General features: G+C 31.5%; 18 protein-coding genes and 1 tRNA gene. 16 read left to right on the top strand and 3 right to left on the bottom strand.

The window, feature by feature from the left end:
* Window positions 1-9: 9 nt before the first annotated feature.
* Window positions 10-82 (bottom strand) — tRNA-Phe (locus P6733_RS16630).
* Window positions 83-182: 100 nt separating this feature from the next.
* Here P6733_RS16630 and P6733_RS16625 point away from each other — a divergent pair.
* The 6 genes from P6733_RS16625 to P6733_RS16600 all read left to right on the top strand — a co-directional run bounded on the left by P6733_RS16625 (window position 183) and on the right by P6733_RS16600 (window position 7,798).
* Window positions 183-914: a type III pantothenate kinase gene (locus P6733_RS16625; protein WP_306354079.1), complete on the top strand. Its 732-nt coding sequence runs from the start codon at window positions 183-185 to the stop codon at window positions 912-914.
* A complete protein-coding gene (locus P6733_RS16620) occupies window positions 911-2,158 on the top strand; it encodes a hypothetical protein (protein ID WP_306354078.1) in 1,248 nt (415 codons plus the stop codon). Before P6733_RS16625 ends, P6733_RS16620 begins: the two co-directional genes overlap by 4 nt.
* A gap of 15 nt (window positions 2,159-2,173) precedes the next feature.
* Window positions 2,174-3,541 carry a tetratricopeptide repeat protein gene (locus P6733_RS16615; protein WP_306354077.1) on the top strand — a complete coding sequence of 456 codons (1,368 nt, stop codon included), beginning with the start codon at window positions 2,174-2,176 and terminating at the stop codon, window positions 3,539-3,541.
* Between the two features lies 1 nt (window position 3,542).
* A complete protein-coding gene (lptC, locus tag P6733_RS16610; RefSeq protein WP_306354076.1) occupies window positions 3,543-4,100 on the top strand; it encodes an LPS export ABC transporter periplasmic protein LptC in 558 nt (185 codons plus the stop codon).
* A gap of 222 nt (window positions 4,101-4,322) precedes the next feature.
* Window positions 4,323-5,582, top strand: a complete 1,260-nt coding sequence (locus P6733_RS16605) for a hemolysin family protein (RefSeq protein WP_306354075.1) — start codon at window positions 4,323-4,325, stop codon at window positions 5,580-5,582.
* A gap of 110 nt (window positions 5,583-5,692) precedes the next feature.
* Window positions 5,693-7,798, top strand: coding sequence for a peptidylprolyl isomerase (locus tag P6733_RS16600; protein WP_306354074.1), 2,106 nt, complete (start codon window positions 5,693-5,695; stop codon window positions 7,796-7,798).
* 78 nt (window positions 7,799-7,876) lie between these two features.
* Here the strand turns inward: P6733_RS16600 and P6733_RS16595 are convergent, their stop codons facing one another.
* Both P6733_RS16595 and P6733_RS16590 read right to left on the bottom strand, forming a co-directional pair.
* The gene (locus P6733_RS16595; protein ID WP_306354073.1) at window positions 7,877-8,785 is read right to left on the bottom strand and encodes a GYDIA family GHMP kinase; all 909 of its coding nucleotides are present in this window, start codon (window positions 8,783-8,785) and stop codon (window positions 7,877-7,879) included.
* Between the two features lie 70 nt (window positions 8,786-8,855).
* Window positions 8,856-10,178 carry a hydroxymethylglutaryl-CoA reductase, degradative gene (locus P6733_RS16590; RefSeq protein ID WP_306354091.1) on the bottom strand — a complete coding sequence of 441 codons (1,323 nt, stop codon included), beginning with the start codon at window positions 10,176-10,178 and terminating at the stop codon, window positions 8,856-8,858.
* A gap of 171 nt (window positions 10,179-10,349) precedes the next feature.
* Between P6733_RS16590 and P6733_RS16585 the strand changes: the two genes are divergently transcribed.
* The 10 genes from P6733_RS16585 (at window position 10,350) to P6733_RS16540 (ending at window position 24,548) form a co-directional block, all read left to right on the top strand.
* Window positions 10,350-11,009 carry a response regulator gene (locus tag P6733_RS16585; protein WP_306354072.1) on the top strand — a complete coding sequence of 220 codons (660 nt, stop codon included), beginning with the start codon at window positions 10,350-10,352 and terminating at the stop codon, window positions 11,007-11,009.
* A 180-nt stretch (window positions 11,010-11,189) separates the two neighbouring features.
* Window positions 11,190-11,357: a hypothetical protein gene (locus P6733_RS16580; protein ID WP_306354071.1), complete on the top strand. Its 168-nt coding sequence runs from the start codon at window positions 11,190-11,192 to the stop codon at window positions 11,355-11,357.
* A gap of 53 nt (window positions 11,358-11,410) precedes the next feature.
* Window positions 11,411-12,370, top strand: a complete 960-nt coding sequence (gene gwsG / locus P6733_RS16575; protein WP_306354070.1) for a grasp-with-spasm system ATP-grasp peptide maturase — start codon at window positions 11,411-11,413, stop codon at window positions 12,368-12,370.
* Window positions 12,371-12,585: 215 nt separating this feature from the next.
* Window positions 12,586-13,581: a grasp-with-spasm system SPASM domain peptide maturase gene (gene gwsS / locus P6733_RS16570; protein WP_306354069.1), complete on the top strand. Its 996-nt coding sequence runs from the start codon at window positions 12,586-12,588 to the stop codon at window positions 13,579-13,581.
* Window positions 13,568-15,187 (top strand): hypothetical protein, encoded by a 1,620-nt coding sequence (locus P6733_RS16565; protein ID WP_306354068.1) that lies wholly within the window; start codon window positions 13,568-13,570, stop codon window positions 15,185-15,187. The genes gwsS and P6733_RS16565 overlap by 14 nt, the downstream gene beginning before the upstream one ends.
* Window positions 15,184-16,812, top strand: a complete 1,629-nt coding sequence (locus P6733_RS16560) for a hypothetical protein (RefSeq protein WP_306354067.1) — start codon at window positions 15,184-15,186, stop codon at window positions 16,810-16,812. The genes P6733_RS16565 and P6733_RS16560 overlap by 4 nt, the downstream gene beginning before the upstream one ends.
* Window positions 16,813-17,326: 514 nt before the next feature.
* Complete coding sequence (locus tag P6733_RS16555) at window positions 17,327-19,498, top strand: S9 family peptidase (RefSeq protein ID WP_306354066.1); 2,172 nt, start codon at window positions 17,327-17,329, stop codon at window positions 19,496-19,498.
* The gene (locus P6733_RS16550; protein WP_306354065.1) at window positions 19,498-21,000 is read left to right on the top strand and encodes a peptide MFS transporter; all 1,503 of its coding nucleotides are present in this window, start codon (window positions 19,498-19,500) and stop codon (window positions 20,998-21,000) included. The genes P6733_RS16555 and P6733_RS16550 overlap by 1 nt, the downstream gene beginning before the upstream one ends.
* A 32-nt stretch (window positions 21,001-21,032) precedes the next feature.
* Window positions 21,033-22,787, top strand: coding sequence for a peptide MFS transporter (locus tag P6733_RS16545; protein ID WP_306354064.1), 1,755 nt, complete (start codon window positions 21,033-21,035; stop codon window positions 22,785-22,787).
* An 18-nt stretch (window positions 22,788-22,805) separates the two neighbouring features.
* Window positions 22,806-24,548, top strand: a complete 1,743-nt coding sequence (locus P6733_RS16540) for a peptide MFS transporter (RefSeq protein ID WP_306354063.1) — start codon at window positions 22,806-22,808, stop codon at window positions 24,546-24,548.
* Window positions 24,549-24,553 lie beyond the last annotated feature (5 nt).

Genomic DNA, 24,553 nt, shown 5'->3' with positions numbered 1-24,553 from the left:
GGTCTTTTGTGGTACCTCCAGGAATCGAACCAGGGACACATGGATTTTCAGTCCATTGCTCTACCAACTGAGCTAAGGTACCGTCGTTATTGCGAGTGCAAATATAGAGCTATTTTTAAGTTATCCAAAACAATTTTAAAAAAAAATCAATTCGTATCTTTACTCCCACAAAATATTCTATTATGCAATTAGTAATTGATGTTGGGAACACCCGAATTAAAGGTGCTGTATTTGAGAAAGATACCTTGAAAGAGGCGTTTGTTTTTTCAAAAAAAGACCTCAAAAATGAGCTCGAAAAAATTTTAAAAAAAAATGAAAAAATTTCTGATTTGGTGATTTCATCGGTCGGTTTTTTGGATGAAAATGATTTTTCGTACCTCAAAAATCAGTTGAATTGCCATGTAATTTCAAATCGAGATGTTTTTCCTTTCAAAAATAAGTATGCAACACCACAAACTTTAGGAGTAGACCGTCTAGTTTTGGCATCGGGAGCTGTATTTCAATATCCAAAACAAAATCGATTAGTGATTGATGCCGGTACTTGTATTACTTATGACTTTATTGATCAACACGATCAATACTATGGTGGAGCTATTTCTCCAGGATTCCGATTGCGCTATGAAGCATTGCATAATTTTACCGCAAAACTCCCGTTATTAAGCTTGGAAGCTCCAAAATCATTTATAGGAGATTCTACTGCCGAATCTATTCATTCAGGAGTGGTAAATGGTCTGATTCATGAAATAGACGGATTTATAGGGCAATACAAAGAAAAATTTCTAGATTTAACAGTAATTTTAACAGGAGGGGATACAGAATTTTTGGCTAAACGATTAAAAAATACCATATTTGCCAATTCAAATTTTCTTCTCGAAAGTTTGAACCAAACCTTTCATTATAAAAATCAAAAATGATTAAAAAAATTGTAGTGAGCATTTGTTTGCTTTTTTCGTTAGTATCAGTGGCACAGGAAGCTACTTCTTCGCCATATTCTTTTTATGGGATTGGAGATGTTAAATTTAAAGGAACGATTGAAAACCGTTCAATGGGAGGTTTAGGAATATTATCAGATAGTATCCACATTAATTTACAAAACCCTGCATCTTATGCGTCATTAAAAAGAACTACAATGGCAATTGCAGGTACGAATAATGCAACTACTTTGAAAAGTAATACAGGTAAAGAAACGGCAAACAGAACGTCATTAGATTACTTAGCTGTAGCATTTCCAATGGGAAAATTTGGTGCCGCTTTCGGATTATTACCGTACTCTTCTGTAGGATATAAAATTGAGTCGATTTCTTCTACCGGTGGTGATAATAAACGTTATACTGGAGAAGGTGGAATGAATAAAGTATTTGTTGGATTAGGGTACCAAGTAACTTCAAAATTGAGTATTGGTCTGGATATTAACTATAACTTTGGTAAAATTGAAACCAGAAATATAGTTTTCAAACCGCAAGTACAATACGGATCAAGAGAGCTGAATACATCAGACTTAAGTGGAGCAAGTTTTAACTTTGGAGCAATGTATAAAACAAAGCTTAATGAGAAATTAGATATCTACGGTAGTTTAAGCTACATGCCAGGAAGCACTTTAACATCAAAAAACACAAGTAATATTGCTACTATTTCATACAATTCAAATGGAGCAGAAATTGTGAATGCCAGTAAAGACCGCACTGTAGCAAATACAGATTTAAAAATACCAAGTAAAGTTGCTTTTGGAGCAGGTATTGGAGCAGCAAGAAAATGGTTTGTTGGAACAGAAATTACTTTGGAACAAACCAGTAAAATGGGGAATAGATTTGATGATATGACGCAAGGAACTTATGAAGATTCTAAAAAAGTAGCCTTTGGAGGATACTATATTCCAAATTACGCTTCATACACAAGTTACCTAAGTAGAGTTACTTACAGAGGAGGTTTCAAATTTGAAAATACAGGATTGGTAATTAACAATCAAGGTATTAATGATATGGGAATGAGTCTAGGAGTAGGTCTACCAGTAGGATCAAACTTTTCAAACATTAACATTGGATTAGAATACGGAAAAAGAGGTACAACAAGTGCTAATCTTATTCAAGAAAACTATTTCAACCTATCTATAGGTTTATCACTAAGTGATCTTTGGTTCAGAAAATCTAAATTTGATTAATAAAAAACCACAACGATGAAAACAAAACTTCTTTTTTTATTGATTTTCTTAAATGGAATGTTTGTTCAGGCACAAGATAAAGAAGCTATCTGTAAAAAAGAGTTTTTGTCTTTTGAAGAGCAATATAACGCAACACATTATGAAGAGGCATTTACGGCTCTACAAGCGTTACGTAAGAATTGTCCAGCCGTGAATGAATTAGTATACATTTATGGTGAAAGACTTTTTAAAGATAAAATAGAAGTTTTAAATAACGGAGAAGATAAGAATGCAGTTGTGCTAGACTTAGCAAAATTGTATGATGAATACAATAAAAACTTCCCGAAAAATGACAAAGGAAATGAAGTAAAAAAAGCCATGCTGTATTATGATCACAAATTAGATTCAGCAGCAGTGGTGTATACTTTCTTAGATAAAGCATTCCAGAAAGATCCAGTTCATTTTACTGATGCTGCCGGATTAGATGCTTATTTTTCGATGTTTTATGATCAATATAAAACTGGAAAAAAAGGTATTTCAATGCAAGATTTTCTAGTACGTTACGATCAGGTATCGGATAGAGTATTAGAAGAATTAAAGAAAGCAATGAGTCATTCTGCTGACTTATTAAAGAAAAAAGAATCGACACCTTTATCAAATAAGGAAAAAGAAGATTTAAAAGCAGCACAAGATAATGTTCAATCGTTAGCCATTGCAATGGATAATATGAACGCTTATGTGGCTAATGTAACAACCTGCAAAGAGTTGATTGTATTCTATCAAAGTAATTTTGAAGCGAATGCGTCCAATAAATCTTGGTTGAAAAGAGCGACAGCAGTCCTTGATGCGCAAAAATGTACTTCCGATCCAGTATTCTCAAAAATAGTAGAAGCATTATATACTATAGAGCCATCGGCTAGTATTGCTTTTTACAGAGGAATAATTGCAGAGAAAAATAGAGATACTACAAAAGCAATTCAATCTTTTGAAGAATCAGTAGCACTACAGACCAATTCAAAAGAAAAAGCACAACTTTATTATAAGATAGCAACCGTTTACGGAAGTAACAATAAAGTAGAAGCTAGAAACAATGCTAGAAAAGCAGTAGAAGCTAATCCAGCGATGGGGAAAGCCTATTTGTTCATGGCGCAATTGTATGGAGAAAGCACAGGACAATGCGGAGAAAATGCCTTTGAGCAAAAAGCAGTGAACTGGTTAGCAGCAAAAACAGCACTGAAAGCAGGAGAAGTAGAGCCAAGTCTAAAAGTAGCTGCTGCAAAATTGGCAGAAACCTATACTCAAAGAGCACCATCAAAAGGAGAAGTGAAAGCAGCAAAAATGAAAGGGAAGCAAATTACCTATAAATGTTGGATAGGAGAATCGATCACCGTACCGAATTTGTAAGATGAACAGTAAGATTTATAAAATATTTTTAAAGATTGTCACAGTGTTTGCTGTGACAATGTTTTTTGCATGCGAAAGTAATTTCAAAGATGTACAAAATATTAATACTACGGAGTTTAATCCCGTTGGAGAAGCCGATAATGTAAACTTGAAGTATACTGATTCAGGAAAGATAAAAGCGATTCTGGTGAGTAAAAAGATGTTAGATTACAGCAATGCGAGTTTCCCTTTTACGGAATTTCCAGTTGGAGTAGATGTTACACTATATGATGTGAAAGCAGCAAAAAGCTTTGTACGATCAGATTATGCAATTACCTATTCAAAATCTAATATTATCGACTTAAGAGGAAAGGTGAAAATCACAAATCCAAACGGAGATAAGATGGAAACCGAACAATTGTACTACGATCAGAAAAATGAATGGTTTTTTACTGAAAAAAAGTTTAAATTTACCAGTCAGAAAGGGGAGGTATATGGAGAAGGAGTCGATTTTAATAAAGATTTCTCTATCGTTAACACACAAACTTTTTCAGGTCAGATTGAAAAATCAGAAGAATAAATAATAATATAATACACAAAAATGAAATTTTATAAATACATCTATTTCTTTTACTTAATCGTTGCCGCACTTTTTATTTATGATGGATCAATGAACCTAGTTTCAGGAGCAAGCAGTCCATGGCCAAGTTTCTTGTTGGCAGGTGTCGCGATCTTTATGTTTCTTTTTAGACGACGATACGTAAAGAAGATGGAAGAAAATGAAAATAAGAAACTGTAAACTATGCAAGTGACGATTATTATAATCACGCTTTTATTATCTGCTTTTTTCTCAGGGATGGAGATTGCTTTTGTCTCGTCCAATAAGGTGTATTTAGGGATTGAAAAAAAACAAAATACATTCCTTTCTTCAATTCTAACAAAACTTACCGAAAAACCATCGAAGTTCATTGCTGCAATGTTATTAGGGAATAATATAGCATTAGTCGTCTATGGTTTTTTTATGGGTGATCTATTAATGGAATGGATCGTAACCCTTCCATATGACTTTTCTGAATTGAGCGAATTATTGATTCAGACCCTTATTTCTACCATGATTATCTTAATCACAGCAGAATTTTTACCCAAAGTATTTTTTCAGATCTATGCAAATACGCTAATTCGGGTCTTGGCTGTGCCTGCCTATATGTTTTATGTGTTGTTTTACTATGTGTCCTCTTTTGTGATATGGGTATCCGATTTAATTCTGAAGTATTTCTTTAAAACAGAAGGAGATCAGTTACAACTATTCTTCAGTAAAGGAGAGTTAGGAGATTATATCAATGAACAAATGAGCAGTAGAGAAAGTGATGAGATAGTCGATTCGGAAATTCAGATTTTTCAAAATGCATTAGAATTTTCAGGATTAAAAGCCCGTGAAATTATGGTGCCACGTACCGAAATTTCTGCGGTAGAAATTCACGACACAATAGAAGAGTTAAAAGAACTATTCATCAGTACGGGTTATTCGAAGATTTTAGTTTACCAAAATTCACTAGATGATATTGTAGGATATGTACACTCATTTGAATTATTCAAAAAACCCAAAACAATAAAAGCGATTATGATTCCGGTGGAATTTGTTCCAGAAACAATTTTCATTAAAGACATCATGAATTTGTTGAGTAAAAAGCGAAAAAGCATTGCAGTTGTACTCGATGAATATGGAGGGACGTCTGGAATTGTGACTATTGAGGATATTGTAGAAGAACTTTTTGGAGAAATTGAAGATGAACACGATTTAGCAGAAGAATTAATAGAAGAAAAATTAGAAGACGGAAGTTATTTATTTTCAACCCGATTAGATGTAGAATATATTAATCAAGAATACAAACTGAATATCCCTGAAAGTGATTCATACACTACATTAGGCGGATTCATTGTAAATTCGACCAAAGAAATTCCACAAAATAATGACGCAATTCAGATTGGATCATTCCATTTTGTTATACATTCGGCAACAAATAAAAAAATTGAATTAGTCAAAATGTCAATAAGAGAATAAATTTCTTAAGAAAAGAATCATATTTATACGAAAATATAACTTTACTACTTTTATTATTAAATAGATAATTGTATTTTCGCCCACTGAATTTAAAATTAACAACTATAAAAATGGCAGTTTTAGCAAAAATTAGACAACGTTCAGCTTTAATGATAGCAGTTATTGCACTTGCATTATTTGCATTTCTACTACCTGATCTATTTACAAAAGGACTTAACCGTGTTTCTAACAATATTGGAAGCATTAATGGACAAGATATTCCGGTTGAGGAATTTAGAATGAAAGTAGAATCTGCAGAGAAGAATGCACAAGGTATAACTCCTATGCAGGCTGTTAATGGGGTATGGGATCAAGAAGTAAAAAGAGTTTTGCTTGAAGCACAATACGAAAAATTAGGTCTTAGAATTGGAAGAGACCAATTAATCAATGTGTTGAAAGAAAATCCAAACTTTGGTCAAAACCCAATGTTCTTAAATGATGCTAAAATGTTTGATAAAGCAAAATTCAACGAATACATTGCTAATATCAAAAATACAAGCCCAGAACAATGGAAAAGTTGGTTAGCTTTCGAAAAGCAAGTTGAAGAAATGGCGAAAGAGGAAATGTATTACTCTATGATCAAAGCTGGTTTCGTTACAACAAACAGCGAAGCTAAATTGAGCTACCAAATGGAAAACAACAAAGCAGATTTCGAATTTGTAAGTGTTCCTTTTGCTTCAATCAATGATGATCAAGTGAAAATTTCTGATAGTGATATTACTTCATACATGAAGAAAAACGAAAAGAAATACAAAGCAGAAGCATCTCGTGACTTAGAGTACGTATTGATCGAATCTAAACCTTCAACAGAAGATGAGAACGAAGTGAAAACTGTAGTAGCTTCTTTATTGAATGGAAGAGTTTCTTACAATGCTGCAACAGGTAAAAATGATACTTTACCAGGTTTTAAAAATGCAACAAACATCGAAGAATTTGTAAATACAAATTCTGATATAAAATACGATAGTACTTATGTCGCTAAAAAAGATTTACCAGCAGAACACGCTGATAAAATTTTCAACTTAGCAAAAGGTGAAATCTACGGGCCATACGTTTTTGGAGATTACTACTGTATAACTAAAATGATGGACAAAAAAGCTGGAGCTAACGCAAAAGCAAGTCATATTCTTTTAGCGTATAGCGGAGCAATGAGAGCTAACCCAGCGGTTACAAGAACAAAAGAAGAAGCAAAAGCGAAAGCAGAAGAATTATTAGCACAAGTAAATGCTAATCCAGCAAGCTTTGAAGAATTAGCAAGATCAAACTCTGATGATTCATCTGCACAATCTGGTGGAGATTTAGGAGCTTTTGGTCCTAACATGATGGTGAAACCATTCAATGATTTCGTATTCAATAACCCAGTAGGTAAAATTGGATTAGTAGAAACAGATTTCGGATTTCACGTAATCAAAATTACAGAAAAACAAGAAGCAGTTCGTTTAGCAACAGTAGCACAAAGAATTGAATCTTCTGATGCAACAAACGATCAAATCTATACTAAAGCTAGTAAATTTGAAATGGATGCTAATGCAAAAGATTTCGGAGCTGTAGCAAAAGAAATGAAATTAACAGTAGTTCCAGTAAATGGAGTTTTAGCCTTTGATGAAAATGTTCAAGGAATCGGAAACCAAAGAGCTATTGTAAGATGGGCATTCTTAGGTGATACTGAGAAAGGTGCTGTGAAGAAATTTGATATTCCTACAGGACACGTTATCGTAAAAGTGAAAAGTATCAATGAAGCAGGTTTAATGTCATTAGAAGCTGCAAAACCAATTGTAACGCCAATTTTGCAAAACCAAAAGAAAGCAGAAATGATTAAAGCGAAAATGAAAGGTGGTACATTAGAAGAAGTAGCTAAAAATGCAGGAACAGCAGTTGTAGAAGCAAAAGCACTTACAGCAGTTAATCCATTACTTCCAAACATTGGACCAGAGCCTGAAGTAGTAGGAGCTGCATTAGGATTACAAGCTGGAAAAACATCTGATTTAATCGTAGGTAAATTAGGAGTATATAAAGTAAGAGGTAAATTCGTTGCAAAAGCACCAGAATTAAACAACTATGCTTCTTATGTAAACAGAATGAAAACGCAAAATCAAGCTTCAGTAACTACAAGAGTAGTGACTGCAATGAAAGATAATGCTAAGATTAAAGACAACAGAGCACAATTAGGATACTAATCCCTATTGCACTTCATATAAAAAAAGCATCTTGAGAAATCAAGATGCTTTTTTGTTTTATAGAGAAAAAGAAAAGATTTAAAGTATCATTTCTTTAAAGGAAAGTAAAGTGGGATATCCTTTTTTGATAAAATAATCAGCAGGACTCTCTTTTGAAACCACCATAACAAAATCCCCACCCCAAGCACCAAGGCTTTTTATTATGCCCGTAAAGTCTGGAAATAAGGTTTCTTTGATGGTATTCATTTCAAGAAGATTACTCATAATCACTTCATGTTTGTATAATAACTGCGCAAACTCTTCCAAGGTAGTCGCCTGAGTGATTTTAGAGGTGATTTTATTGATATCTTCTACAGCAGTGCCCAATCGGCTTTGTTTATTATAATAAGCCGCTATAGCCGCCTTACTGCTTTGTTTGCGATTAAGGTATAAGAAGTAAATATGATCTGAAAAATTAGGATTGAAAACCAAAGGACTTACCTGTGGTAATCCATTGATCAGCTGATATAAAATTGGAGCGTCCGTTTGTGCACAAGCAATATCATAACCACTACCTCCAAAACTATTATTCAGTAGTTGAAAAGCATCAATTTCAAGCCACTCACCGATATTATTAATCAATGTAGAAGAAGTGCCTAATCCCCACTGTTTTGGAAAAGTCAATGCAGTTGTAATAGTATAACCCTCAGACTCCGTTAGGAACTTTGGATTCAACTGCTGTGCTTCATATAAAATTTCCGTAAGTGTATTCTTGATTGGATGCTCTGATTTTTCTTTATGAAGAATAGATTCATAGCTTAAGGTATCCTCAAACCAAATTGTTCCATCCTGATCAAAACTTTTCCATTGAATTTGGTGGTGTGAACCTTTTTCTACGATTAAATTTTGCCCGTATTTTGTGGGTAAAGCAAAAGCTTCCGCGCCATCAAGTACTACATATTCACCTGTAATAAGTAGTTTTCCGTTGCTATAAAAAGTTTTCTTCATTCGCTTTGTTTGTAAGTCCAATCAAAATTCCTCTGTGAAAGAGTAGAGTTTTCTAGTGACTTTAGAAAAATTAAAGTTTTACTTTTCTGTTATTCTCAATGAAATCCACAACAGCACTATGCGAAGTAACGTTGGTCTTAAAATAGGCAACGGCATTTATTTTTTCTTCAGCAGTAGCATTCAGTTGATTTAGAATATTCATAAGATGCATTTTCATGTGCCCTTCCTGTATTCCCGTAGTCGTTAGAGAACGCAAAGCTGCAAAGTTTTGTGCTAATCCGGCTACTGCTACAATTTTCATTACTTCGGCAGCAGAAGGCTTATTTAGCATTTCCAACGAAAGTTTAACCATAGGATGTAAAGACGTCAATCCACCTACTGTTCCTAAAGCCAAAGGAATATCCAACCAGAAAGTGAAAATATTATTTTCTATTTTGGCATGAGATAAACTCGTGTATTGACCATCTTTTGAAGCATAAGCATGTACGCCAGCCTCTACAGCTCTAAAGTCATTTCCAAGCGCTAAAACTACAGCATCGACACCATTCATTATTCCTTTGTTATGGGTTACAGCTCTGTAGGGCTCTACTTCCGCAATACGTACAGCACGGACAAATTTTTCTGCAAATGCATAAGCCGTATCATAATCCTTATCTAAATCTGCAATAGGGCAAGAAACTTCTGCACGGACAATACAGTTTGGAACATAATTCGATAAAATGCTCATCACAACCTGAATGTCTTTTTCTATAATGGTAAATGCATCATAACGAGCAGCTTCATTTTTTAAAGTTTGAGCAAATTGCTCCAAACAAGAATTAATGAAATTGGCACCCATAGAATCTTTCGTTTCAAAAGTGGCATGCAATTGATAGTAATCTGGGATTAAATCCGTTTTATCACGCAATACAATATCTAAAATTCCACCGCCACGTTTTTGCATATTCTTAGTAATGCTTTCCGTATCGGCAAATAATTTATTTTTAATACTATCAAAGAAAATTTTCAGTTTTTCAGGATTACCATTAAAGATGAAATGTAGCTGACCAATTTTCTCTGTATTTAGAACAGTAGCTTTAAATCCACCACGCGTAGACCAGAATTTAGCTGCATTAGCCGCCGCCGCTACAACTGAACTTTCCTCAATGACCATCGGGATAGTATAATAGACTCCATTCACTAAAAAGTTTGGAGCAACACCATACGGTAAGTAGAAATTAGTTACTGTGTTTTCAATAAAATCATCATGTAGTTTTTGAAGAGAAGCATCACTATTCCAGTATTTTTTAATAATAGAAATTGCTTCGGAAGGAGTTGAAAAGTAGGTTTTGGCAATCCAATTAATTTTCTCTTCTTTCGATAGTTTCGAAAAACCTTTTATGGCATGGGTCATTTTCATCAATTTTATATTGCAAAGATAAAGCTTTCAAAAGACAAAGTGTTAATTCCGGAACTTGATATTTTTTTGCTTCACTTTTTTTGCTTAAATTACCTAACTCCCTACAGTTATAATTTTTGATTTTCTGAATTTGCACAAGTTCAGCTATACGATAAAATTTAAAATATGACTTGTAAATTAAACATTCTACTAGTAGATAAACACCCCTACATTGTTTATGCGCTGAAAAATATTTTAGACACAACAGACTTTATACAATATGAAATTAATTTTCATACCGCCAGTGATTGTAAACAGGCCCATTTGAAAATAATCGAGTATCAATTTGATATGACTATTTTAAGCTTGGATTTGAATATGCATGCAGATGAGGATTTGTATTCGGGCGAAGATTTAGGAATAATGATTCGTCAGCACCAGCCCACTTGTAAGATTGTGATTCTAACAGAGAACAAACAACCGTATCGATTAAATCAAATTTTTAAAACAATTAATCCTGAAGGTTTACTCAGTAAATTAGATATGGATTTTGAAAAATCAATCTTTGTCTATAAAAATATTATTGCGGGTAATTCACATATTAGCACTACAATAATTCAATCTCTACATGAATTTAAAATGAAGAATATTCAATTGGATGAATATGACAAACTCATTTTATTACGGCTCTCCGAAGGTATTAAAACAATAGATTTAAAAAATTATATCCCACTATCTAAAAGTGCGATTGAAAAAAGAAAACAACGATTGAAAATTGATTTAAATGTTGAGAGTCGCAAAGATAAAGACCTGATTACCGAAGCAACCCGATTGGGTATACTTTAAACCATAAAGTTTTAACATAAAAACCATACTGAAAAGTGTGGAAATGCCATAAAACGAAATGGTATAGATGCTGTAAATTAGTGAAATACAAAATTGCAAGTTAGATAGGCTAAGTGCACGTAGTTGTTCGAGCAGAGTAATTGGGGTATTAATTTATTTACTAATTTAATTTATAATGTAATGAAAAAACTTGAAGATTTTAATTGTGAAAAAGTAAACATCAGTTCTATTTATGGTGGTCAGCGCGGAGATAGATTAAGAGCAACTGATTCAATGACAATAAGTATGGATCCACAAGGTGGCGAGCCAGATGTCCATACAGATGAAGATGATGAATGGGCTTCATAAATAAAGTTTAATAGCAGGTGTAAAATAAATTATACCTGCTGTTATTTATTGATATGATATTAATTTTAAGTACTTCTACAGATTATGATACATTGTGTGTAGTTGAATGGCTTAGGTTTTATAAAAAAGAATTCTTCAGATTGAATGATGACGAATTAATGGAAGGAGATTGTTCTGTTTTTTATGATGGAATCGATGAAGATAAAATATATCTGAAGAGAGAAGGTAAAATTGTTTACATAAAAGAAATTAAAGTTGTTTGGTTTAGAAAATTTGGATTTTTAAAAAATCATGAACTAAAATTAAATAGAAATAGTGATATAACTAGGTATCTATATTCAGAATTAAGTCGTTTAAGAGAAATTTTATTTGAAGTCTTATCAGATAGAAAATGGCTTTATAAGAAAGGAAATATGCCAACAAAATTAGAAGTCTTAAGAAGAGCAAGTTATGTCGGGTTAAATATTCCTAACACAATTATAACAACATCAAAAGAAGAATTGATTTCATTCTTTTATGAAAATGATAAATCAATAATAACAAAATCAATAGGTTCATCAGCTAAGATTTTTTGGAATGATAAAAGTTATTTCTTCCGAACCTATAAAATTGAAGATGTTGTTAATATTGGAGAAAGTTTTTCACCGTCTTTATTTCAAGGATATATTGATAAAGAATATGAGTTGAGGGTTTTTTATTTAGATGGGAAGTGTTATTCAATGGCAATTTTTTCGCAATCAAATCCAAAAACACAAGTTGATTTTAGATTAGTTGATTTTAGGAAACTAACACGTTTTGTTCCTTATAAATTACCAAAAGAAATCGAACTAAAAATTGATTTATTAATGAGAAATTTAAGATTAAATACGGGTTCAATTGATTTAGTTAAATCAAAAAAAGAAGGATGTTATTATTTTTTAGAAGTAAATCCTGCAGGTCAATTTGGAATGGCTAGTTTTCCATGTAATTATAATTTGCATCAAAAAGTTGCAGATTATTTGATAAAACTATAGATGAAAATAAAAATAATAGATGGGTTGGAAAGTAGTTTAATCGATTTACTCCCAGTAATAATACATTATGCGGAATATGAAAATGAAGAATTTAGAGATGAAGTCCAATCCAAGAAGTCTAAAGTGATTTATGTTATATCGGATTTTTATCAGACTAAAATGATGCGTTGTTATGATTATTATAAAATAGTATATTAATTTTTCATAAAGTAAGAATGAAAGAGAAAAAAGTAAAACTATTTGAATGTTGTATTCCTACTAAAGGAGTAAAAAGAGGAGTTATATTGGATTTACAAAGAGAAGAAATATATATATTCCCAAATAGTATAATTGATATATTACAAGAGTATTCCGAAAAATGTATGATTACATTTTTTGAAGATTTTAATGATGAAAAAGAAACATTTAAAAAATATGCTCATTATCTTTTAAAACACGAATTGATTTTTACTTGTTCGGATGAGCATGTTTTCCAAAAAATAGAGATGGATTTTAACGTTCCTTTTTATGTAGATATTATTACTTTGGAAATTAGCAATTTACAGCTTTTTAAAAAACGATTTATTCATGAGCAGTTGGAAAATTCAGGATGTAAAAGTCTTATCCTAATACTAGAAAATGATATTGTAGAGTATGTTGTGGAAGTGTTAGTTTTATTAAATAAATCTAAAATCCAAAATATTTTTTTATTTATTTTATATAATGAAAATTTGAGTTCAACTATTAATGATCTACTGAGGCCTTATGGTAGATTATGTGAAATTGTTTTTTACAATGCTCCTTTTACAAAAGGAAGAGATGATGTATGTTCACCTCGAATTATACAAATAGAGAATTGTTTCACAGAAATACTAAATAAAAAAATAGAAAGTAAAAATGATTTTATTATTAATACACTGGCTTATGTGGAGTCACTTACCTGTAATTTGTTTTTAAATAGAAGGGTATATATTGATAATGAAGGGAATGTTAAGTATAATAACTTAGGGAATAGTTTTGGGAATATTAAATTCAAGAATTTAGAATTGATAATCTCTCAAAGTGATTTTTTAGAAATTTGGAGTGTCACAAAAGATCAAATAGAGATATGCAGAGATTGTGAATTTAGATACATCTGTCCAGATCGAAGGATTCCAGAGAAAAAGAATGATACATTATATTTTCATAAAACAAAATGTGCTTATAATCCTTATACGAATGAATGGAATTAAAGTAAATCTAAACCAGTCAATTGTTTTAATATTAATGATTTTAAATTGTTCATGCTCAACAATCAAACCGAGTATGGTAGAATATGACTTTTACAATAAGAATTATTATTATAATGATAGTCTAAAAATAGGAGTAGATTTTCCTCAAGCTATCAATTTTGTAAATTTAAATCAGGTAGGAAAAAGACAACTAAAAAAAGAATTAAAGGGAATTACTCATCCAGATTTAAATCAATTGTTGGTTTATGGAGTTTCTTCCGATAATTCGTATTCTACATTTTTGTTTTATGAAATAACAAAAGATTCATTAGTTTATAAGCGGATAGTAAAAACAGATTCAGTTCACCAGTATGCACAATTCGAAAAACAGAAAGGAAACACGAAACTTATATTTATAGTCAATAGAAACCCAAAATCTATAGCACTTGGAGATTCCATTGTAAAAAAAATAAGTATTGATTCTATTGATAAAGTGAATTTATCTTATGTGAAAATATTGAATAACTATCGTAAGGGGAATGGATTAGTTTTAATTGATAAATTAAAAAAGAATCCACTTCAAAAGGTTAAAGGCTATGAGAATTCTGCTAAAGGATTTATTATGACAGCCCAATCATTTATTTCAAGTAATAATATTGAATATGACTCACTAATAGAGGATTATGAAAAGAAGAGAAAAATATTTTATAAACCTATAATTGAAAAACTTGGAAAAGAAAGAAAAACAATAATTAATGAGGAAGTTTTTAATAAAATAAAAAAACTGACAAATAATAATCAACTGTTTATTTTGAATGAAGATCATTATTATCCTAAGCATAGGATTTTTGCAGCTCAGTTATTAAATGTACTCAAAGATAATGGGTTTAAATACATTAGTTTAGAAGATTTTGCAGCTGTTGAAGATTCAAAATATTTCCCAAGTTATAAGTCTGGATTTTATGTGACAGATCCTTATTTTGCATATTTTATTCGAAAGGCAAAAAAGATGGGTTTCATTATTTTAGGACATGAAAATCTTGATAAGGGGATTGAAAGAGAATTGGGACAGGCCAAAAATATTATGAAAATATTAGAAGAAGATTCAATAGCTAAAATATTTATGTATGTCGGTCATGCCCATTTAGAGAAAACACAAAAGGAGGGACGCAGAAAAATGATGGCTACTTATTTAAAAGAATTGTCAGGAATTGAGCCATTTACAATTAATCAGACTTTATTGTTTACAGATACAAAATCAGAATTAACATTAATTTCAAAGGAAGATTTAAACGAAGAAGAACGAAGAAAAACGACATCAGATTATTATTTAATCAATAATATAAAAACAGATTTAAAAACAATATATCCAGATGAAATATTTAAAGATGTAATTATTAAAGATAAGAAATTTCAGAAGTATAATAATGTTGATTTATTAATTAGTGTATATGATTTAGAGGAATATAAAGCCATTCAAGGGTTTACTATACCTATTTTAAAACGTTTAGATAGGTGTGATCATGGTGTCTTAAAATTAAAATTACCAATAGGAGGTTATCATATTAATATAACAACAGCGACTGGAGTAGATTTATTTAATGGTGAAATTGTAGTAAAACCATGAATTTAAAATATACACTAGCTTCTTTAGTATTTATATTCACATTGTATTCTTGTGGAGTAATTAAACAAGATGTTGTAAAACGGGAATACTATAATAGAAATTTTTATTATAATGATAGTATTAAGGTTGGAGTGAATTTTCATGGAGCAATAGATTTTTTTGACTTAACAATATTTAAAAAGAAACATCTTAAAAAGAATCTTAAAGGGATTCCTCATCCAAATTTAAACCGTCTTTTTATTTATGCAAATGCATGGGTTCCAAATGTTGATTTTTTCTTTTTTTATGAAGAAATGAAAGATTCGTTATCTTATGATCGAATTGTAATACAGGATTCCATTAGGGATTATTCATGGACAGAAAAACAAAGAGGAAGAACAAAAGTCTCATTGATTTGTAAGAATTCATATAATACAATAAAGGCTTTTGAAATACTGAATAGAGTGAGTATTGATTCTTTAGATCAGAGATTACAATTTGATAATGTATACTATAATTATGTTATGGACAATGACTTACTTTTAATTTATAAGTTAAAAACAAACCCATTGTTTAAAATGATAAAAGATGACAGTCTACAAAAGGGTTTTTTAATTGCAGCACATTCTTTAATATTAAATGATTCTAAATATGATTCATTAATTAAAAAACATGAAATTAATTTAAAAAGAAAAAATAATTTAATTGTTAATGAATTAGTCCAAAACGATAAAATAATTATAGACAAGAATATTTTAGATACTATAGGTTTATTAGCTAATAAAAATCAAGTTATTGTTTTAAATGAAGATTTTCGTTATCCCAAACACAGGGTTTTTGCGTTTAAATTACTAGACGGTTTAAAAAAAAATGGAGTAAAGTATATTTCTATACCTGCATTCATTGAAAATAAAGATACCTTGAGTTTTTGGGTTCATAGACCGAATGATTTTAAATCAGTCTTTTTTGGGTCATCTTATTTTAAACATTTTATTGACAAAGTAAAAAAATTAGAATTTACATTAATAGGGACTGAAAATTCAGATATAAAGCAAGGTGGAGTAACTGAACAAGTTGAGAATATAAATCAAATTTTAGTAAAGAACCCTGAGGCTAAATTTTTTGTATATGTGGGTTATGATACTTTTGAAAAAAATAATATGGTTGATTTAGTATCAGAGTTAAAAAGAAAATTTGGGATTATTCCAATTGTTATAGATCAAGGTAAAATAGTGGCAGATTATGATAAAGAGATAGGATTAATTCGTAAAGAAGACTTGCCAAATGCTATAAGGCAAAAATCAAAAGCAGATTATTTTATAGTTAATAATATACAGACAGATTTATCTATAATTTATCCTGAAGAGCTATTGATTGACGTAGAAATAATAGATGAAAAGTTTAAATTATATCAAAATCAAAAAATAATTGTGTCTGTTTATGATGCCCAAAAAGAAAATCAAATAAAAGTGTTTTTTGAAAATATAGATGTTTTGCGAAGTCAAATAATTCCTTTTTTAAATGAATTGCTTATTCCTAATCAAGATAAAATTCATATTAAACTTCCTAAAGGAGACTATTATATAAAAGCCCAGGTTATGGGACAAAAAAGAAGTATTTATTATCAAAAAGTAATTGTAAAATAATAAAGTAATTGGAATATTATTTATGTCGTTTGAGTGTCGTAGTTTATAGAAAATAGGACTACTTTTTATTGATATAAAAGCTGAATTTTTAGATGACTCTTAATATTCAGTTTGCATTTTTTAATCAATAGTTGGTTAATGAAAGTTACATTTTTCGATAAAAAAGCTCTTGGAATTTATTGGATTCGTTATTATTTGAAAGAATTTATTGAAGAAATAAACTTTTGAGGAGGTATTTTTAGGGAATAATTATTCAATGTTGATAAATAATTAAAATAGACGCGTAGTTCTTGGTTTTTCGGGATTTGACCAATGAATTGAGTTATTTTTTACTCATTTTCAGTAGGTTAAAAAAATATTTTTTGGAGAGAATACTTTTTAAAGTCTCAATTTAATGTAATTTTATTGAAATTAGAGGGTTAGCAGAAATTCTATGAGTGTCATTTAACACAAAAAAGTACCGCTAATTGTAAAATTTTCACTAAAATTGACAGTTTTTTATCAATTTATTAAAATGAGATATTCAAGTAAAATCACAGCAATACTATTATTGCTTTGCATGTCCGTTTTCGGACAACAAAAAATTACTGTAGAAGGAGTATTTGGAGGAGCATTCCGAACGAGTGGAATGGATGAACTTCAGTCTTTGAAAAATACCAATCAATACACAGTTCTAAATTTTGACCGCGCTTCAAGAAGTATGCAAATCGACCTTTATGATTTTGCTACGCTCAAAAAAGTAAGCACATTAATTGACACTAAAGATCAGAAGGATTTACCAATGATCATGAGTTACACTTTCAGTGCAGATGAAAAGAAAATTTTATTGGCCTGCAATTCTGACCAAATTTTCCGCCATTCCTTCGTTGCCGATTACTACCTATACGATATCGCTAGCAAAAAACTTACCAAACTTTTTGATTATAAAGTGCAAGAACCAACATTTTCTCCGGATGGTTTAAATATTGCCTATGCAAAGGATAATAATTTGTTTGTATACAATTTAGCTACTCAAAAAAATACTCAAATTACCAGTGATGGAAAGAAAAATAGTATCATTAATGGTATTACGGACTGGGTATATGAAGAAGAATTTGCATTTGTAAGAGCTTTTGACTGGAATAAATCAGGAACTACAATTGCCTATATTAAGTTTGACGAAAGTGAAGTTCCAGAGTTTTCAATGGATATTTTCGGAAAAAATTTATATCCAACACAAGATGTTTTTAAATATCCTAAAGCAGGAGAAAAGAACTCTAAAGTGAGTTTACAACTGTACGATCTTAAGAGTAATGCTACAAAAACAGTTAGCTTAGGGAATTATAATGATTTTTATATTCCTAGAATTAAATGGACAAATGATGCAGAGCAATTAAGTGTTCAAGTAATCAATAGACACCAAAATAATTTAGATTTATTGTTTGTAAATGGAACAACGGGCGTTGCAAAAGTAATCTTAAATGAAAAAGATAAAGCCTATATTGATATACACGATAATCTAACATTTTTAAATGATAACAGTTTCATTTGGACAAGTGAGAAAGATGGATTCAATCATATCTATTACTATGATAAATCAGGAAAGCTAATAAACCAAGTAACAACAGGTAAATGGGAAGTTACAGCCTATTATGGTTTAGAAGAAAAAACAAAAACTGTTTTTTATCAATCGGTTGAAAATGGATCAATCAATAGAGATGTTTACAGCATTAAATTGAATGGAAAAAATAAAACAAGATTATCTAAATCTGCGGGAGTAAATAAAGCAACATTTAGTCCAAATTACAATTACTACATCAACTCTTTTGCAAGTGCAACAACTCCGCCTCAATACACATTGAATGATGCAAAAGATGGAAAACAAGTGCAGTCAATTCTTACGAATGATGCGTTGTTAGAAAAAACAAAAGAATACAATTTACCACAAAAAGAATTCTCTGTTTTAAAAACAGACAAAGGGAATGAATTAAACATGTGGATGATTAAACCTAAAGATTTTAATCCAAATAAAAAATATCCAGTTTTCATGTATCAATACAGTGGACCAGGTTCACAACAAGTAGAGAATACATGGCATTCTACCAATGATTATTGGTTCATGATGTTAGCACAACAAGGTTATATTGTGGTTTGTGTAGACGGTAGAGGAACAGGTTATAAAGGAGCAGATTTCAAAAAAGTTACCTATAAAGAATTAGGGAAATACGAAGTAGAAGATCAAATAGATGCAGCAAAAGTACTTGGTAAATACAATTATATAGATGCAGCAAGAATCGGTATCTGGGGATGGAGCTATGGTGGTTTCATGTCTTCAAACTGTATTTTAAAAGGAAATGATGTATTCAAAATGGCAATTGCAGTTGCTCCGGTAACAAACTGGCGTTTTTACGATTCAGTTTACACAGAGCGTTATATGCAAACGCCACAAGAGAATCCAACAGGATATGATGAAAACTCACCAATTAATCATACTTCAAAATTAAAAGGTTCTTACCTATTAATTCATGGTTCTGCCGATGATAATGTGCACGTACAAAATACAATGCAGATGATGGAATCTTTGATTCAGGCGAACAAACAATTCGATTCTCAGATTTATCCAGATAAAAATCACGGGATTTATGGTGGGAAGACCAGAGTACAATTGTACACAAAAATGACTAACTTTATTTTAGAGAAATTATAATGAGCACAGCTAAAAGCGAATTTATCCAGCCTACGTTAGACGAAATTCAGAATTTTGAAGGGAAATATCCAAAACAATTATGGTATTTGTTTTTAACGGAAATGTGGGAGCGGTTCTGTTTTTACGGAATGCGAGGTGTACTAGCTTTTTTCATGGTACAACAATTAGGGTTATCAGATCATGACTCAAACTTACAATACGGAGCAATTCAAGCGTTCGTATATGCTTTCACTTTTATTGGAGGTATTTTTGCCGATAAAATTCTAGGATTTAAAAAATCATTGTTCTTTGGAGGGCTAGTGATGATTTTAGGAAATTTAATCATTGCCTTTTCACCACAAGAATTATTCTATGTAGGAATAACACTATCGATTATCGGAACAGGTTTCTTTAAACCTAATGTTTCTTCAATGGTAGGTGAACTATACAAAGAAGAAGATGGTAGGAGAGATGCAGGATATGGCTTATTCTATGCAGGGATCAATATTGGTGGTCTGTTAGGAGGAGCAATCTGTATTTATTTAGGAAAATACCACTCATGGCAATTATGCTTCCTTGCAGCAGCATTTGTAATGGTATTAGGATTGATTACTTTCTTAATGACTAAAAAACATTTAGGGCCTATTGGAGATTCTCCATTATTGGATTTAGATGCAGGGAAAAGAAAAATACGTGAGATTGCAGTATATGTAGGTTCATTACTTTGTATTCCATTCATCTTTATCATGGTAAAAAACACAAAATATACCGATAATTTCATGTACACCATTGGGGTAGTAGCAGTTGCTTATTTCCTTTATGAAACATTTAAATTAGGAGAACGAAAATTACAATACAAATTAATTGCAGCGTTTATTTTTATCTTCTTTTACTTTTTATTTAATGCAATTTATGAGCAATCTGGAGGATCATTATCCTTATTTGCAAAAGATAACTTCCACCATGACTTATTGTTCTTCTCTATAGATCCAAACGTAGTGAACAATAGTGTGAACTCATTATTTGTAATTATCTTCAGTCCATTAATTGGAATTCTATGGTTAATGATGTACAAGAGAAAAATTGAGCCTAATACAGTAATTAAATTCGGTGTCGGATTTTTATTACTAGCGGCAGCGTTCTACCTATTCTACTCCACACGTTTCTTTGCAGATGTAGAAGGATTGACTTCTTTAAATGTATTCACATTAGCCTATTTAGTAATGACCTTAGGGGAATTATGTTTAGGGCCTATTGGAATGTCAATTATTACAAAGTTATCACCGAAAAGATTATTCGGTATGATGATGGGACTTTGGTTCCTGGCAAGTGCATTTGGACAATTTGCAGCTGGTAAGTTAGGTGCAGAGATGTCAAGTAAAGAAGTAAATGTGAATTTAATGACAAAGTTGCAATCTTACACTGAAGGATATTACCAATTAGCGATATATGCATTAGTTGCAGGTCTTCTATTGATTGTGGTGTCTCCACTGATTAGAAAATTAATGCAAGAAGTAAAATAAGTAATAATATAAGTTTCTATAAATAAATAAATATGTCTGTTCAATCGAATAATGATTTTTTTAAAACCAATGTATTAGGCCATCCAGCAGGATTGTTTGTGTTGTTTTTTACCGAGATGTGGGAACGTTTTTCATACTATGGAATGCGTGCCTTATTAGTAATGTTCTTTACAGCTTCTGTATTGGGAGATCACCCAGGTTGGGGTTGGCCTAGAGAACATGCAATGGCATTGTTCGGTTCTTATACTTCTTTAGTATATCTTTCTACAATGCTTGGAGGCTATTTTGCAGACAAAGTAATTGGATTTAGATGGGCTGTAATTCTTGGTGCATTTTTAATGACATTAGGACATGGAGCAATGGCAATCGAAACACCATTTTTCATCTATACAGGATTAACTTTATTAGTGTTTGGTACAGGTTTCTTCAAGCCAAATATGACTTCGATTATCTCGCATATGTACAAGGATTTTCCTGAGAAAAAAGATGGTGCTTACACAATCTTCTACATGGGTGTAAATGCTGGAGCTTTCTTCGGAATTTTACTATGTGGTTATTTAGGAGAAAAAGTAGGATGGAGTATCGGATTCGGTTTAGCAGGAATCTTCATGCTTTTCGGATTATTACAATTCTGGTTGTCACAAAATATATTTGGTGATATTGGATTAAAACCAATCAAGAGTAAAGATGTAGTTATCGCAGAAGATGACACAGACAAAAGAGTTCCTTTTCCAATGTGGCAATTAGTTATTATTGGAGTTTCTTCTTTACTAGGTTTAATATGGGTTATTAATGATCCAATTGCCAAAATTTCATTAGGCAAAGTAAACTTCTTAAACTTTAGTATTGGGAATATGGCAGGAACAGATCTTACGATCTTATTTGCCTTAGTATTATTCCTATTCTTATTATTCTATAGATTAACACAATATTCAAAAATCACGAGAGAGAAATTATATGCAGTGACTTTCTTTGCATTCTTTACGTTTGTGTTTTTTGCAATTTTTGAACAATCACCTGGAACACTAACCATTTTTGCGAAAGACTATACAAATCGTGTATTGGAAGGCAATGCAGGAATGATTTATAAAGTAGTAAATTCATTAATTACGATTATTCCTTTAGGTTTAATTACATGGGTATTATTGAAGTTGTTCAAACAAACTTTTAAGAAATATGCTTTAGCAAATATTATTCTAGGATGCAGTTTTGTTATTGTTTGGATAATTGCAATTTGGATGCTTGCCAATGATTTTAAAAGCGAAACAACAGAAGTTCCAGCATCTTGGTTCAGTGTATTGAATTCATTATTTATCATTACATTAGCGCCAATGTTCTCCAAATGGTGGGAAAGTAAGTACAATCCCGCAGCCAATGTAAAGTTTGGTATCGGTATGATTTTACTAGGTGTATCTATGGCAATCCTTGTATTTGGGGCTAGAGATATTGCTCCAGGAGCAAAAGTAGCTTCAGTGAGTATGATCTGGTTGATTTTAGTTTACCTTTTCAATACAATGGCAGAACTTTGTATTTCTCCAGTAGGATTATCTTATGTAAGTAAGTTGGTTCCAGGAAGAATGATTGCTTTCATGTTTGGAGTTTGGTACTTGGCCATTGCAATTGCAAATAAAGTAGCCGGTATGATGGGAGAAAGCTCAGATAAAATTGCAGAAGAAAGAGGTATTAGTTTTTTCTTCTTGATTATTACTGTAATTGCAGTAGTAGTAGGTGTGATTGCAATTGCGTTTACACCGATTATTAAGAAATTAATGCACGGCGTTCGATAATAACTAAAACTACTATAAATGGAAAAAACAATTAAACAGTCACATCCTAAGGGATTATGGTTTCTTTTTGGAACAGAAATGTGGGAAAGGTTCGGCTATTATTTAATGTTAGGGATATTCTCTCTTTACATGATTGACGGCTGGAATAATGGTGGTATGGGATTTGATGCTGCCAAAAAATCAGATATATACGGAACGTATTTGGGACTTGTTTATTTAACTCCATTTATTGGTGGATTGATTGCCGATAGAATTTTAGGATACAGAAAATCAATTGTTTTTGGTGGATTATTAATGGCAACCGGATATTTCCTTTTGTCGATTCACAGTACTACAACATTTTATGTAGCCTTATTGTTTATCATCTTAGGAAATGGTTTCTTCAAACCAAATATTTCTACATTAGTTGGTAATTTATATAACAATGACGAATTAAAAGATAAAAAAGATTCAGGATATAACATCTTTTATATGGGAATCAACACAGGAGCATTCATTTGTAACTTCGTGGCGGCCTATATGAGAATAAACTACGGTTGGGGATATGCGTTCGCAGCTGCAGGTGTAGGAATGTTAATCGGTGTGGTGATTTTTTTAATCGGAACAAAACATATTAAACATGTAGATGTTATCAAACCCGTTCAAGCAGGAGATATGTCTACAATGAAAATTTTAGGATTAACAGTATTTCCAATGTTCATTTTTGGAGCATTAGGTTATTTCATTAGTGGAGTAACCAGTGCAGAAAATCCAGGAGGTAACATCTTTGGATCAGATACAAATGATGCTTTCTTATTTGGTTGTTTACCAATCATTTTATTCTTTGTTTACTTGGCTGTAAAATCACCATTAGAAGAAAGAAGACCTATCAAAGCTTTATTGGCTGTATTTACTTGTGTGATTTTATTCTTTGCTATTTTCCACCAAAATGGAGATGCATTAACGGTTTGGGCAGAAGATCATACTGATAGAAAAATGCCCGATGCAGTAGCAGTAGTTGCCGATAAAATCAATATGACACAATCAGTCGTTAATAATGATATTGTGTCATTAGACGATGCTGGATTTAAAGCGAAAATTGAGGAACTTAGAGCTCAGGAAAATGCAATGCCACAAGCAACAAAAGCAGAAGGTGATGCAAAGAAAGAATTTTCAAAAGGAGTAGGACAGTTAGAAGCATCAAGGAAATATTTTTCAACACTTCCTGCCTCTGACATACCTGAAAAAGGAAAAGATTTAAAATTATATTCTACAGAATTATACCAATCCATCAATCCATTCTGGGTAGTATTGTTAACACCAATTTTAGTAGGAGTATGGGGTCTTTTGAGAAAAAGAAAAAAAGAACCAACTACACCTACGAAGATTGCAATAGGTTTGGTAATTACAGCATTATCAGCATTAGTGATGGTAGGAGCAGTAATGGCAACCAATAATTTAGAATCAAAAGCAAGCAGCTGGTGGTTAATCGCTTCATATGGAGTAATTACCCTTGGAGAGCTTTGTTTGTCCCCTATGGGATTATCATTAGTGTCAAAATTAAGTCCGCCAAGGATTACAGCATTAATGATGGGTGGTTTCTTCCTAGCGATTTCTGTAGGTAATAAACTATCAGGAGTATTGTCTAGTCTTTGGGAAGATATGGACCAAAAACAAAATTTCTTTTATTTGAACTTTGGTTTAGTGATGACAGCAGCAATAATGATGTTCCTAATGCTAGGCTGGTTAAATAAAGTAATGAAAGAGAAAAACGTAGCATAAGATTT

Origin of the sequence: Flavobacterium aerium (assembly GCF_030766725.1) — a bacterium.
GTDB classification, from domain to species: Bacteria; Bacteroidota; Bacteroidia; order Flavobacteriales; family Flavobacteriaceae; genus Flavobacterium; species Flavobacterium aerium.
The sequence above is the reverse complement of the archived record's forward strand: the minus strand, read 5'-3'. Positions and strand labels throughout refer to the sequence as shown.

Excerpts from the sequence above, each read along its gene's own strand:
- P6733_RS16605 (WP_306354075.1), top strand. The coding sequence starts at position 4,323 with ATGCAAGTGACGATTATTATAATCACGCTTTTATTATCTGCTTTTTTC.
- P6733_RS16555 (WP_306354066.1), top strand. The coding sequence starts at position 17,327 with ATGAGATATTCAAGTAAAATCACAGCAATACTATTATTGCTTTGCATG.
- P6733_RS16615 (WP_306354077.1), top strand. The coding sequence starts at position 2,174 with ATGAAAACAAAACTTCTTTTTTTATTGATTTTCTTAAATGGAATGTTT.
- P6733_RS16595 (WP_306354073.1), bottom strand. The coding sequence starts at position 8,785 with ATGAAGAAAACTTTTTATAGCAACGGAAAACTACTTATTACAGGTGAA.
- gwsS (WP_306354069.1), top strand. The coding sequence starts at position 12,586 with ATGAAAGAGAAAAAAGTAAAACTATTTGAATGTTGTATTCCTACTAAA.
- P6733_RS16600 (WP_306354074.1), top strand. The coding sequence starts at position 5,693 with ATGGCAGTTTTAGCAAAAATTAGACAACGTTCAGCTTTAATGATAGCA.
- P6733_RS16620 (WP_306354078.1), top strand. The coding sequence starts at position 911 with ATGATTAAAAAAATTGTAGTGAGCATTTGTTTGCTTTTTTCGTTAGTA.
- P6733_RS16550 (WP_306354065.1), top strand. The coding sequence starts at position 19,498 with ATGAGCACAGCTAAAAGCGAATTTATCCAGCCTACGTTAGACGAAATT.
- P6733_RS16580 (WP_306354071.1), top strand. The coding sequence starts at position 11,190 with ATGAAAAAACTTGAAGATTTTAATTGTGAAAAAGTAAACATCAGTTCT.
- P6733_RS16545 (WP_306354064.1), top strand. The coding sequence starts at position 21,033 with ATGTCTGTTCAATCGAATAATGATTTTTTTAAAACCAATGTATTAGGC.
- P6733_RS16590 (WP_306354091.1), bottom strand. The coding sequence starts at position 10,178 with ATGACCCATGCCATAAAAGGTTTTTCGAAACTATCGAAAGAAGAGAAA.
- P6733_RS16585 (WP_306354072.1), top strand. The coding sequence starts at position 10,350 with ATGACTTGTAAATTAAACATTCTACTAGTAGATAAACACCCCTACATT.
- P6733_RS16625 (WP_306354079.1), top strand. The coding sequence starts at position 183 with ATGCAATTAGTAATTGATGTTGGGAACACCCGAATTAAAGGTGCTGTA.
- gwsG (WP_306354070.1), top strand. The coding sequence starts at position 11,411 with ATGATATTAATTTTAAGTACTTCTACAGATTATGATACATTGTGTGTA.
- P6733_RS16540 (WP_306354063.1), top strand. The coding sequence starts at position 22,806 with ATGGAAAAAACAATTAAACAGTCACATCCTAAGGGATTATGGTTTCTT.
- P6733_RS16565 (WP_306354068.1), top strand. The coding sequence starts at position 13,568 with ATGAATGGAATTAAAGTAAATCTAAACCAGTCAATTGTTTTAATATTA.
- P6733_RS16560 (WP_306354067.1), top strand. The coding sequence starts at position 15,184 with ATGAATTTAAAATATACACTAGCTTCTTTAGTATTTATATTCACATTG.
- lptC (WP_306354076.1), top strand. The coding sequence starts at position 3,543 with ATGAACAGTAAGATTTATAAAATATTTTTAAAGATTGTCACAGTGTTT.